This is a genomic window from Arsenicicoccus sp. UBA2120, assembly GCF_002330965.1.
GTDB lineage: Bacteria > Actinomycetota > Actinomycetes > Actinomycetales > Dermatophilaceae > Arsenicicoccus > Arsenicicoccus bolidensis.
Map to the genome: position 1 here is coordinate 1 of NZ_DCYC01000031.1, position 11,491 is coordinate 11,491.

An 11,491-nucleotide genomic window follows, 5' to 3' on the forward strand; every position below is an offset into this window, starting at 1 on the left:
CGACCGCGAGTAGGCCCACAGGTCAGGGTGATCCATGGCCAGCGGCTCGATCGACCCGTGCGCGACCAGGGGGTCGGCGTGGCGCAGGGCGATCAGGCGCTGGTAGTGCGCGAAGACCGAGGTGGGGTCGTCGACCTGCGCCGCCGCGTTGATCTCGGTGTAGCCGGGGTTGGCCTCGATCCACGGCGTGCCGGTCGTGAAGCCGGCGTGCGGCGAGTCGTCCCACTGCATCGGGGTGCGGGCGTTGTCGCGGCCCTTGTAGCGCAGCCCCTCGAGGAGCGCCTCGGCGTCGACGTGCCCATGCTGGGTCGCCTCGAAGTAGTTGAGCGACTCGATGTCGCGGAAGTCGGCGATGGTCGCGAAGGGGCTGTTGGTCATGCCCAGCTCCTCGCCCTGGTAGATGTACGGCGTGCCCCGGAGCAGGTGCAGGACGGTGGCCAGCGTCTTGGCGGACCGCTCCCGCCATACGGGATCGTCGTCCCCGAACCGGGAGACGGCGCGGGGCTGGTCGTGGTTGTCCCAGTAGAGCGAGTTCCAGCCGGTCTCGGCGAGGCCCACCTGCCAGCGCATGAGGGACTCGCGCAGCCGCGCCATGTCGAGCGGCTGCACGTCGAACTTGCCGCCCGGTCCACCGTCGAGGTCGACGTGCTCGAACTGGAAGACCATGTCGACCTCGGCGTTGGCGGGATCGGTGTAGGACCGGGCCTGCTCGACGGTCACCCCCGGCATCTCCCCCACCGTCAGGTAGGCGTCCGGGTGGCATGCGAAGACCTCCCGGTTCATCTCCCGCAGGAACTCCTCCAGGCGGGGGCCGCACGCGACGAGCGGGAAGCCGTTGCCGAAGGGCTCGCCCGGTGCCTGCTCGCCGTCCGGCAGGCCGGGCACCTTGGAGATCAGGTTGATGACGTCCATCCGGAAGCCGTCGACGCCCCGGGCGAGCCACCACCGCATCATCGCGTAGACCGCCTCGCGGACCTGCGGGTTCTCCCAGTTGAGGTCCGGCTGCTTGCGGCTGAACAGGTGCAGGTAGTACTGACCCGTCGCCTCGTCCAGCTCCCAGGCCGACCCGGAGAAGAAGGACTCCCAGTTGTTGGGCTCGTCGCGCCAAACGTACCAGTCGCGCTTGTCCGAGTGGCGGCTCGAGCGTGCCTCCTGGAACCACGGGTGCTCGTCGCTCGTGTGGTTGACCACCAGGTCCATGAGCAGCCGTATGCCGCGCTCGTGGGCCGCCGCGATCAGCTCGTCCAGGTCCGCCAACGTCCCGAACACCGGGTCGACGTCCTGGTAGTCGCTGATGTCGTAGCCGTTGTCGTCCATGGGCGAGCGGTAGACGGGGCTGAGCCACAGGACGTCGACGCCCAGGCGCTGCAGGTGGTCGAGCCGGCCGATGACGCCGCGCAGGTCACCCACGCCGTCGCCGTCGCTGTCGGCGAAGCTGCGGGGATAGATCTGGTAGACCACGGCCGAGGCCCACCAGTCGCGGGGCAGGTCGGTCTGCAGCATGCGTCCTCCGTCGGTCGGGTGCGAGAGGATCAGGGTATGACGACCCGCACCGTCGGCTTCGACCTCGACCAGACCCTGGTGGACTCCACCGAACGCATCGTGGAGTCCTTCCGCTCGGCGTTCCGCACCATGCGGATCGCCGACGTCCAGCCCACCGCGTTCACACCGTGGTTCGGCTACCCGCTGGAGGAGATCCTGCAGCGCGTGGCCCCCGGCACCGACCCCGCCGAGTTCGTGCCGCTCTACCGGCGCGCGTACGACGAGGAGCGGCCGGGCGAGGCCGGGCCGATGCCCGGGGCGCGCGACGCCCTGGAATGGCTGCGCGACAACGGGTTCCGGACGGTGGTCGTGTCCGCCAAGCACCACCCCGTCGTCGACGTGGCGCTGGTCGACGCGGGCCTGCGCGACCTGGTGGACGCGTACTACGGCGACCACTTCGGGGAGCAGAAGGCCATCCCGTTGCGCGAGGAGGACGCGGCGTTCTACGTCGGCGACCACGTGGCCGACATGCACGCCGCATCGCTCGCGGGGGTCCTGGGCATCGCCGTCGTGTCCGGGGCCCACGACACCCGAGCGCTGCGGGAGGCGGGAGCGGCGAGCGTCATACCGAGCCTCGCCGCCCTGCCCGCCACCATCGAGCGCCTGCTGGACTGACCCGCTGGCTCCCCCCTGCTGGGGTCAGCGGGTCAGGGCTGCGGCCGGTGAGGGGGCGTGGCGGACTCAGCCAGTGACGGTTCAGCCACTGACAGGTCAGCCGGTGACCAGGTCCACCGCCCGGATGTCGAGGCTGCTCGAGGCCCTCCCACCGGTGAGGTCGATGCCGGTGACGGTCGACGCAGTCACGGAGCGCGGCATCATCAGGCGGACCGTGCCGATCGCGTAGGTGCCGTTGGCGTCCGCGCCGGCGCGGTTGCGCAGCGCCGGGTGGTTGGCCGGGACGTCGATGACGGTGGGGCGCCCGGACGCGGTGCGGACGGTCACCCGCAGCGGGGAGCCGGCGCGTCGGTCGGCCCGATCGTCGTTGGGGCTCAGCTGCAGGACGAGCTCGCGCACACCCCTGGTCCTGGCGGCCACCCGCACGCCACCGGAGGGGGTGACGGTGACGCGAGCGACGCGGCTCGCGTTCTGGACGTCTCCGCGCTGCGGCTCGGGGCAGGCGTTGGCGGGCTTGGCAGGATTCATCGGGTCGACGTACAGGCAGGGCCGCACCGAGCCGCCGCGGCCGATCGGGCGCATCGAGCCGCGCATCCCGCCTAGGTAGGCGTTGACGCGGGGAGCGTTGGTGACCGCCAGCCGTGAGCGGGCAGGCCACCGAGGGTGGCGGGGAGGGGGGCGGCGGCCGTCATGGGTAGCGTCGTGCGCGTGCGGCGCACGGTGGCGTCGAGCCACAGGCGGGCGGCCGAGCTGAGGAAGCGCTCGTGCGCCGCCGGTCCCGGGCAGGTGGCGTCGCACCCGGCACGGTCGTCGAGTCGCGTGGAGGACAGGGCGCGGTTGACGTAGTTGTGACCGAGACCGGGCACCACGCTCATCAGGGCCGGGGTGCGACGGCTCGCGCCGGCGTGCTGCGTGAGCCAGAGCTGGCCCGTGAACTTCGTGTCCTTGCCCCGGTCACCCACGATCCCGAGGAACGGGACGTCCGGGATCATCGGTGTGAACCGCCCGTGGTCGTCGGGGGCGTCGAACGCGCCGCCGTAGGCCATGACCGAGACGATCGGGGAGCTGCTGCGCGACCAGGCCTGCACCAGCGGGCCGGCAACGTAGGCCGAGCGGGAGTGGACGATCAAGGCGGTGCGACGGGCATCGATGGCGCCGTTCAGCCCCTTGCCGAAAGCGGTCGCGCGCCCCGCGCTGGCGGCCACCGTCTCGTCGCGCAGCCGCCCCACGATCGTGCGGTAGCCGGCCTGCTGGTCGTAGGGCTGGGCCATGCCGATGCCGATGAACAGCGGTGCCAGGTCAGGGATGAGCACGCTGTAGCCCTGCTTGGCGAGCGACTCCCCCAGGTAGGTCATGCCGCGGTCGTATCGCACGTCCTTGCCTGGGCACGGCAAGGCGCTGACGTCATCGGCGCAGCCGGGCGAGCGGAGGTGGGACATGATCACCAGGGGCGCGTTGGCGCGCGGACGGTCCGGGGTCACCAGGACGCCGCGGACCGGGGACCGGAACTGTCCCTTGCGCTTGCCCAGCTCCACGTCACCCAGGTCGACGTCCCGGATGACCGCACCGGCCCGCCGGACGGTGGTGGTGGCGGCGCGCTTGCGGTTGACGGGCGAGTGCGGGCCGTCGTTCTCCCCATCCACAGACGGCGACGTGGATGCCGTGGATCTCACGGTTGAGAGGCGCGGGGTTCGGTCCTGCTCGACCTGGGACGAGGCCTGGGCCACGGGTGCGGCAGCGAACGTGCCCGCGAGCAGGGTCGCGACGACGGACGAGGACACCAGGGCGGAGGACGCGATCGATCGCGTCGAGGTGGAGCGACGCGACGCGGGGGTGTCGGACGACGACATGGCAGGGGCCTTTCGGGGCTGAGTGGTGCGTGGAACGCGGTTGCACCCCCTCCGACGCCGCACCTATCTCCATGGTTGGTGGACGTCACCTGTGAATCCGGACCCCGCTTCAGGCTGCCAGCGTCAGGACGACGATGAAGCCGCGAGCGCGGAGCGCGCGCACCTTGTCGAGGTCGAGGTGTCGCCATGTCGCCAGATCAGGAACGAGCAGTCCGGGCAGACTCCCTCGCGGCCCCTCGCCGCCGGACCACTCGTCCAGCCCGGGTGCTGGACGCACCTCAGCGGCAGCACGGTCGGCGGGGTCGGCGTCCCGGTGCTCGTGCGCGCCGCCCTCGACGCGCTGTCCCGTGCGGGTCGTCACGTGGAGCCGGCCCTCGCCGTCGAGCCGGTAGTCCCAGTGGCCTCGGGTCTTGAGCTGGTGGTGGTAGCGGCACAGGGCCACGAGGTTGGCCGGGCTCGTCGGACCCGTGGGGTAGGGGGTCACGTGGTCGAGGTCGCACACCTGGGCGGGGCGGGTGCAGCCGGGTGCGCGGCAGGTGAGGTCACGGGCCACGACGTCGTCGCGCATCGTCGGTGTGGGGTGGTAGGAGACCGTTCGGCGGTCGTAGAGGATGCCCGTCACGGGGTCGTGGACAAGCCGGTGCCACCTGCTGTCGGTGCGCAGGGCGATCTCGCGCGCGGTCTTGGCAGGGATCGGACCGATGCCATCCAGGTATCCCGGGTCGTCGCGCAGGCCGAGCAGGGTCAGCAGGTCGACCCGCACGTCGACGTGGGCAGGGGCACGCAGGTCAGCCAGCGCCGCGGCGGTGCGGGCGATCTGCTCGGCCGCAGCCTGTGCGGCACGCGCGCGCTCGCTGTCCGCGGCGGCCAGCTCCTCCTGCTGATGCAGCTCGGAGGCGACCTGCTCCTCGTGGTCGCGGAGGATGAGGTCGGCGAACGGCGATCCGGGGTCTGGGTGCACCCACGGGTCCGGAGCCGCAGGGGTGACGTCGGCACCCGAGCTGCCCGCTGCGGCAACCACATCGGGGGCCGACCTGGCCGCCACGGTGCCGAGATCGCCACCCCCGGGTCCAGCTGCCCACGGCCGATCGGCTCCCTGCGGCGCGGGTGCGCCGGACGTGGGTGGGAAAAGGTCCCTGGTCTCCGGCTGGGTCACGTCTCCGGTCCCTGGCTGGGTCGCGGTCGTCCCGTGCGTGAGCAGGGCCAGAGCGATGTCGGCACGCAGCTGCGCCAGCCGACGTGAGTCGCCGCCCTGCTTGGCGGCCCGGGCGAGCTGGTCGATCCGGCCCTTGGCCGCAGCCACCTGGTCCGGGTGCCCGGAGAGGCCGAGCTGGGCCACGCCGTGGTCGTCGACCCGGCTCCACACGTCACGCTCCTCGAGGCGCCGGGTGCGCTCCTCATCGGCGGTGCGCACCCGTGCCGTCTCGTGGACCACCCGCTCGCGCAGCCGGCGCAGGAAGCGCGCGTGGCTCAACGTCGCCTCGGGCGAGAGGTCGTCGGGGGCGTGTCCGTGCTTGGGCGCGAGGACCCGGTCGAGGACACGCTCCGCCGCCTCGTCGGGCAGGGCGGCCGTGTCGTCGCGGACCGCGGTGGCGCGTTCGAGGGTGGTGCGGCCATGGGTCAGCGCACTCAGCAGCGCCCCCAGGAACTCGCGTGGCGAGGCGGCCAGGCGCGAGCGCCGCTGCACCTCGTGCAAGGCCAGGCCTGTGGCGGTGACGATCTCGGCGTTGGCCACCCGATGGCCCTCCGCGACGGCCTTGGCGGCGCGGCTCGGGCACGGGTCGGGACCCGCGAGCGCGCCCAGCTCGGTGGCGATGCTGTCCTGCAGCTCCGCGTGGGCGGAGATGGCCAGGGCGTGCAGGTGTCCGGTCAGGCGTTGGACAGCCACCACGCGAGCCAGGGCCAGCTGTTCCAGCACCTCTGAGTCAGGGCGCGGCTCGGCTCCAGGGGGTGTGTCGGTGGTGGCGACCAGGATCGTCTCCAACGCCTCGACGATCACGTCGGGCAGACCGAGAGAGCGGGTGTCGATGATCATGTTAACCGCCCCTTCCCCAACCTCAACGCCCCACCGTGGGACCTGGTCCTAGGATACCGCCGGAGGCCGGTCGAGGGAAGGGTCTGGATAGGTGTTTCCGCAGGTCAGAGCCGGTGCAGCCCGGTCGATGTCGCGTGCCGTGCAGGCCCCGGGCGAGGGCGGCGAATCCGAGGCGCACCGTGACCCGCCCCTCCGAGGCTGCGACGGACGTCGAGGTGGGCCCACAGGCCGTTGTGGCATAGTCGGCGGCACGTGCTCCGGGGTCGGTGCAATTCCGAGCCGGCGGTGACAGTCCGCGACCCGACCACCTCTCGAGGTGGGCGGTTGACCTGGTGGAACTCCAGGACCGACGGTGAAAGTCCGGATGGGAGTCAGCACGAGAGGTGCCCGAGAGGGTGCCTCGACGCAGGGCACCCTGCGGCAGGCCGTATGTCGGCCCGGCCGGCCAGGGTGTCCGTCGCCGTCATTCCCCGGAGCTCGCGCACCAGCAGCGAGCGAGAGGGACGAGATGACCGGCCAGACCGCCGCCGACGACGACCGGGGCGAGCACGACCGACACGGCCACCACCACAAGCACGCCGAGCACGACAGACACGACCAGCACGACGAGCAGCACAGCCACGGAGACCGTGAGCAGCGCGAGCGCGACCTCGTGCTCCTGCACCGCGCCGTAGCCCTGGCCGCCAACGGCCCGGCGGCTGACGCCAACCCGCGCGTCGGCTGCGTCCTGCTGGGCAGCGACGGCGAGGTCGTCGGCGAGGGCTGGCACCGCGGCGCCGGCACGCCGCACGCCGAGCTGGCCGCGCTCGCCCAGGCCAGGGCCGGAGGCCACGACGTCCGCGGCGGCACCGCCTACGTCTCGCTGGAGCCCTGCAACCACACCGGACGCACGGGCCCGTGCGCCGAGGCCCTGGTCGAGGCGGGGGTCCGACGAGTCGCCTATGCCCTGCCCGACCCCAACCCCGTGGCCGTCGGGGGCGCCGACACCCTCCGCGCGGCCGGTGTCCGGTGCGACCTGGTGCCGGTCGAGGGGGCCGCCACGCTGGTCGAGGCCTTCGTGCACGCCGTGACCCACGGCCGGCCCTTCGTCACCTGGAAGCTCGCCGCCACGATCGACGGCCGCTCGGCGGCGAGCGACGGCAGCAGCCAGTGGATCACCGGCCCTGCGGCCCGCGCCGACGTGCACCGGCTGCGAGCCACCGCCGGAGCGGTCGTGGTCGGCACCGGCACCGTGCTCGCCGACGATCCCCGCCTGACGGTGCGCGACGCCGACGGGTCCCACCACGAGCGGCAGCCGGTGCGCGTGGTGGTGGGCCGTCGCGACATACCGCCCACGGCCCGGGTGCTCGACGACGGCGCCCCGAGCCTGCTCGTCCGCGAGCGCGACCCGCACCTGGTCCTCGCCACCCTGCACGAGCTGGACGTCCGTCACGTGTGGCTCGAGGGCGGCCCCACGACGGCCGCCGCCTGGCTGCGGGCCGGGGTGGTCGACCGGGTCGTGGCGTATGTCGCACCCGCGCTGCTCGGCGCCGGCGCGGCCGCGGTGGGGGATCTCGGGGTCGCCACCATCGCCGACGCGCACCGCCTCACGACCACCGACGTGGCCGTCCTCGACGGCGACGTCCGGATCACCCTCCGGCCCCAACCGGTGCACCATCGCGTCGATCACCCAGGAGGACAGTGATGTTCCTCGAGCCACCCATCCAGGACGCCCTGCGGGCGCTGCGGGAGGGTCGGCCGGTCCTCGTCCTCGACGACGTCGACCGGGAGAACGAGGGCGACGTCGTCCTCGCCGCGCAGACCATGACCACCGAGTGGCTGGCGTGGACGATCCGGCACTCGTCCGGCTACGTCTGCGCGCCCATGCCCGACGCCTGGGCCGACCGGCTCGACCTTCCCCTCATGGTCGAGCGAAACGAGGACAGCCTGCGGACGGCCTACACCGTGACCGTCGACGCCGCGGCCGGGGTCACGACCGGCATCAGCGCCGCCGACCGGGCCACGACCCTGCGCACCCTCGCCGATGCCGACGCACGACCGACCGACCTGATCCGGCCGGGCCACGTCGTGCCGCTGCGCGCTCGTGACGGCGGCGTCCTCACCCGCGCCGGACACACGGAGGCCGCCGTCGACCTGTGCCGTCTCGCCGGCCTGTCCCCCGTCGGCGCCATCGGCGAGCTCGTCCACGACACCGGGGAGATGATGCGGACGCCCGACGTCGTGGCCCTCGGCGCCCAGCACGACCTGCCGGTCATCACCATCGCCGCGCTGGTCCGTCACCGCCAGGTGCACGACCGCGTGAGCCTCGCGGCCGGGACCACGGTGCCCACGCGGCACGGGCTGTTCTCGGCATACGGCTATCACGACCTGGTCACCGGGGCCGAGCACGTGGCCCTGGTCGGCCCTCGCGGGACCGACGCCGACGCGACGCCGCTGGTGCGCGTCCACTCCGAGTGCCTGACGGGCGACGCGTTCGGGTCGCTGCGGTGCGACTGCGGGCCGCAGCTCGAGCACGCCCTCGCGCGGGTGGCGGCCGAGGGCGGGGCCGTGGTCTACGTCCGCGGGCACGAAGGCCGCGGCGTGGGGCTGCTGGCCAAGCTCGCCGCCTATCACGAGCAGGACGCCGGCGCCGACACCGTCGAGGCGCAGGAGCTGCTCGGCCTGCCCGTGGACGCCCGCGAGTACGCCGGCGCGGCGGCCATCCTCCACGACCTGGGTCTGACGCGAGTCCGCCTGATCACCAACAACCCTCGCAAGGTCGACGCCCTCACCGACGCCGGCATCGAGGTCGCCGCGACCGAGCCCTCCCATGTCCCGCCCAACCCCGCCAACGCGGCCTACCTGCGCACCAAGCGCGACCGCCTCGGCCACACGCTCCCCCTCGATGCCAACCCCGTCGACGGCACCCCACTCGCCCACCCGACCCTCGCCCAGGAGGCATGACATGGCCGGCCACGGCTCCCCCACCCTCACCGTCGACGGCAGCGGCCTGCGCGTCGCGATCATCGCGTCGTCCTGGCACGACACCGTCATGGACGGACTGGTCGACGGCGCCCATCGAGCCCTCGAGCAGGCCGGTGTCACCGACGTGGACCTCGTGCGCGTGCCCGGGTCCTTCGAGCTGCCGGTGGCCTGCGCGCGCCTGGCACCCTCGTATGACGCCCTGGTCGTCCTCGGCGTCGTGATCCGCGGGGGCACACCGCACTTCGACTACGTGTGCAGCGCCGCCACCGACGGCATCACCCGGGTCGCCGTGACGACCGGGGTGCCGATCGGGTTCGGGCTGCTCACGTGCGACGACGACGCGCAGGCGCTGGACCGCGCCGGGCTGCCCGGGTCCCGTGAGGACAAGGGTCACGAGGCGGCGACGGCGGCCGTCGCGACGGCGAATACGCTGCGCGAGCTCGCTCCGCAGGGTCGCCGGCAGACCACCTGACGACCCAGTCCGTCGAGGTCCGTCGAGCTCAGTCCCGCCAGGCGGGGTCGCGGCCCAGCAGCGCCACGAGCTGGTCGACACGATCGCGGGAGCTCGTCGACACCGGCGCGCCGAAGATCCCCTCCACGCCGCCGCCCGAGGTCACGCGGTTGGCATAGCCGAGGCACGCGTCGACCGCCTCGGGCACGAGCGTCACCGGCACCCCGGCACCCCGCGCGAGGTCCCAGGCGTGCACCGTGAGGTCGACGAGCATCTGCGCGGCGTACTCCCGCACCGGGATCCTCCCCGAGCTCACCGACACCTCCTGGTCGTCGTCCCCCACCGCCCCGAAGGCCAGCACCGACCGCGTCTGCGCCGACCGCCACGCCTCCACGGGATCGTCACCGAGCACGTCGCCGTCGTAGTCGTCGCCCACCTGCTCGACCGTCTCGCCGCCGAGCAGCCGTGGCGCCCAGAGGTGCTCGCTGGTCAGGTGGTTGAGGACGTCGCGGACCGTCCAGTCCTCGCAGGGGCTCTGGCGGCCCCACGCGTCGGCGGGGATGCGCTCGACGAGGTCGGTCACCGCAGCGGCAGCGGCGGGGATCAGCTCGCGGGCATCGGACATCGTCTCTCCGGTCATGCCCTCCACCATGCCACCGCGGCGCGCTCCCGTGGAGGTCGGCTGGTGGATGGTCACGCGGACGGCCCGGGCCCGTCTCAGCTCCTCGCGCAGGATCGCGTGGGTCGGGTCCGGTATGCCGAACGCCTCCCGCCTCGGCAGCCCCCGCCAGGCGGCGAGCCGAGGGTCCTCGAGCACCCGCTCGACCAGCCCGCGGTCACCGCCGAGCACGAGCGCCTCGGCGCCACCGAGCGAGACCGATCCACCAGGCGCTCCTACCCCGCTCGGTGCTCCTCGCCCACCGCGCGCTCCTCCCCCACCGCCCCGATCCCCTGCGGGTCCAGCCCCCGAGCAGATGCGGACGACCTCATCGGCCACGTGCCGCACCAGGGCCTCCGCCTGATTGCGACGCCGCCTCTGGTAGCGCTGCTGCGACCACCCTCCTGCCGCCGTGCGGGACTGGACATAGCGGCTCCCCGCCGTGTGCGCCACGAGGTCGGTGGCGTCCGCGAGGCCCACGGCATATCGGCCTCGTCGCAGCAGGACCAGGGCGAGGCGCGGCTGCGGGCCCGGCCAGCCGACCAGGGTGCGCAGGGACGAGACCGCCTCGCTGCCCGTGGGGTCCAGCGCGTCGAGGCGGGCGACCGCACCGTCCGCCGCCCGCACGACGACGCTGCCCCGGTCGTGGCCCCAGCGGGCGGGGCCGTGCCGGTCGAGGAAGCCGCCGACCCACGAGGTCAGGCGCGCCGGGTCGACGTGGACGTCGTGGGGGCCGTGAACGTGGTGGAGGTGGTGGTCGGCGCCGTCCTGAGGGAGCGCACGGGACGCCCCGGCAGCGTTGCGAGGCACGACACCGCCGGTGGGCACGACACCCAGCTCAGGCGCTGCGGGTGACGGGCGGCTCGACCGACCAGGGGAAGTCGATCCAGGCGTCGGTGCGCTTCCACGCGTAGTCGGGCTTGATGATCGAGTGCGGCTTCTCGTAGATCACGGCGGTGCGCGACTCGGCGACGTGGTCGCGGCAGAACTCGTGCACCAGCTCGAGCGTGCGGCCGGTGTCGGCGACGTCGTCGGCGATGAGGACCTTCATGCCGGACAGGTCGATGGCCTTGGGGGTCGGCGGCAGCATGACCGGCATCTCGAGCCGCTCGTCGACCCCGGTGTAGAACTCGACGTTCATGACCGAGCAGTTCTTGACCCCGAGGGCGTAGCCGAGCGCCCCACCGATCAGCAGGCCGCCCCGGGCGATCGACAGGACCACGTCGACCTCGTAGCCGTCGTCGACGATCGCCTGCGCCAGCTCGCGCATGGACCGCCCGAAGTCGGCGTAGGTGAGGATCTCGCGGTCGGCGGGGGGCGTCGTCATACGGCCCATTGAACCGCACGAGGCCCCCTCGCTCCGAGTCGAGCGAGGG

At 73.1% G+C, this 11,491-nt stretch carries 10 protein-coding genes and 1 riboswitch; of the genes, 4 read left to right on the plus strand and 6 right to left on the minus strand.

The window, feature by feature from the left end; all coding sequences use genetic code 11:
• On the minus strand, positions 1-1,503 hold a 1,503-nt coding region (locus B2P18_RS03965), incomplete at its 3' end, for an alpha-glucosidase (protein WP_286955969.1).
• A gap of 36 nt (positions 1,504-1,539) precedes the next feature.
• Between B2P18_RS03965 and B2P18_RS03970 the strand changes: the two genes are divergently transcribed.
• Positions 1,540-2,157 (plus strand): HAD family hydrolase, encoded by a 618-nt coding sequence (locus B2P18_RS03970; RefSeq protein WP_019284814.1) that lies wholly within the window; start codon positions 1,540-1,542, stop codon positions 2,155-2,157.
• Between the two features lie 96 nt (positions 2,158-2,253).
• Here B2P18_RS03970 and B2P18_RS03975 read toward each other — a convergent pair whose 3' ends face one another.
• The 3 genes from B2P18_RS03975 to B2P18_RS03985 form a co-directional block, all read right to left on the minus strand.
• Positions 2,254-2,751, minus strand: coding sequence for a hypothetical protein (locus B2P18_RS03975; RefSeq protein ID WP_286955972.1), 498 nt, complete (start codon positions 2,749-2,751; stop codon positions 2,254-2,256).
• Positions 2,752-2,756: 5 nt separating this feature from the next.
• Positions 2,757-4,007 (minus strand): hypothetical protein, encoded by a 1,251-nt coding sequence (locus B2P18_RS03980; RefSeq protein WP_286955974.1) that lies wholly within the window; start codon positions 4,005-4,007, stop codon positions 2,757-2,759.
• A 109-nt stretch (positions 4,008-4,116) separates the two neighbouring features.
• Positions 4,117-6,042 (minus strand): DUF222 domain-containing protein, encoded by a 1,926-nt coding sequence (locus B2P18_RS03985; protein WP_286955977.1) that lies wholly within the window; start codon positions 6,040-6,042, stop codon positions 4,117-4,119.
• A gap of 248 nt (positions 6,043-6,290) precedes the next feature.
• A riboswitch (FMN riboswitch) is annotated at positions 6,291-6,424 on the plus strand.
• A 126-nt stretch (positions 6,425-6,550) separates the two neighbouring features.
• On the opposite strand from B2P18_RS03985, the gene ribD reads away from it, so the two are divergent.
• The 3 genes from ribD to ribH are packed head-to-tail and all read left to right on the plus strand — an operon-like array spanning position 6,551 to position 9,478.
• Positions 6,551-7,726, plus strand: a complete 1,176-nt coding sequence (gene ribD, locus B2P18_RS03990; RefSeq protein ID WP_239264820.1) for a bifunctional diaminohydroxyphosphoribosylaminopyrimidine deaminase/5-amino-6-(5-phosphoribosylamino)uracil reductase RibD — start codon at positions 6,551-6,553, stop codon at positions 7,724-7,726.
• Positions 7,726-8,985, plus strand: coding sequence for a 3,4-dihydroxy-2-butanone-4-phosphate synthase (ribB, locus tag B2P18_RS03995; protein WP_286955979.1), 1,260 nt, complete (start codon positions 7,726-7,728; stop codon positions 8,983-8,985). Before ribD ends, ribB begins: the two co-directional genes overlap by 1 nt.
• A 1-nt stretch (position 8,986) precedes the next feature.
• Positions 8,987-9,478, plus strand: coding sequence for a 6,7-dimethyl-8-ribityllumazine synthase (ribH, locus tag B2P18_RS04000; RefSeq protein ID WP_029210054.1), 492 nt, complete (start codon positions 8,987-8,989; stop codon positions 9,476-9,478).
• Between the two features lie 28 nt (positions 9,479-9,506).
• On the opposite strand, the gene B2P18_RS04005 is transcribed toward ribH, so the two are convergent.
• On the minus strand, positions 9,507-10,925 hold the full coding sequence (locus tag B2P18_RS04005; RefSeq protein WP_286955980.1) for an acVLRF1 family peptidyl-tRNA hydrolase: 1,419 nt from the start codon (positions 10,923-10,925) through the stop codon (positions 9,507-9,509).
• Between the two features lie 28 nt (positions 10,926-10,953).
• Positions 10,954-11,442 (minus strand): phosphoribosyltransferase, encoded by a 489-nt coding sequence (locus B2P18_RS04010; RefSeq protein ID WP_019284805.1) that lies wholly within the window; start codon positions 11,440-11,442, stop codon positions 10,954-10,956.
• Positions 11,443-11,491 lie beyond the last annotated feature (49 nt).

What these genes read in the sequence shown, in the direction of transcription:
- B2P18_RS03970 (WP_019284814.1), top strand. Translation starts at nt 1,540, where the DNA reads ATGACGACCCGCACCGTCGGCTTCGACCTCGACCAGACCCTGGTGGAC.
- B2P18_RS03975 (WP_286955972.1), bottom strand. Translation starts at nt 2,751, where the DNA reads ATGCGCGGCTCGATGCGCCCGATCGGCCGCGGCGGCTCGGTGCGGCCC.
- B2P18_RS03980 (WP_286955974.1), bottom strand. Translation starts at nt 4,007, where the DNA reads ATGTCGTCGTCCGACACCCCCGCGTCGCGTCGCTCCACCTCGACGCGA.
- B2P18_RS03985 (WP_286955977.1), bottom strand. Translation starts at nt 6,042, where the DNA reads ATGATCATCGACACCCGCTCTCTCGGTCTGCCCGACGTGATCGTCGAG.
- ribD (WP_239264820.1), top strand. Translation starts at nt 6,551, where the DNA reads ATGACCGGCCAGACCGCCGCCGACGACGACCGGGGCGAGCACGACCGA.
- ribB (WP_286955979.1), top strand. Translation starts at nt 7,726, where the DNA reads ATGTTCCTCGAGCCACCCATCCAGGACGCCCTGCGGGCGCTGCGGGAG.
- ribH (WP_029210054.1), top strand. Translation starts at nt 8,987, where the DNA reads ATGGCCGGCCACGGCTCCCCCACCCTCACCGTCGACGGCAGCGGCCTG.
- B2P18_RS04010 (WP_019284805.1), bottom strand. Translation starts at nt 11,442, where the DNA reads ATGACGACGCCCCCCGCCGACCGCGAGATCCTCACCTACGCCGACTTC.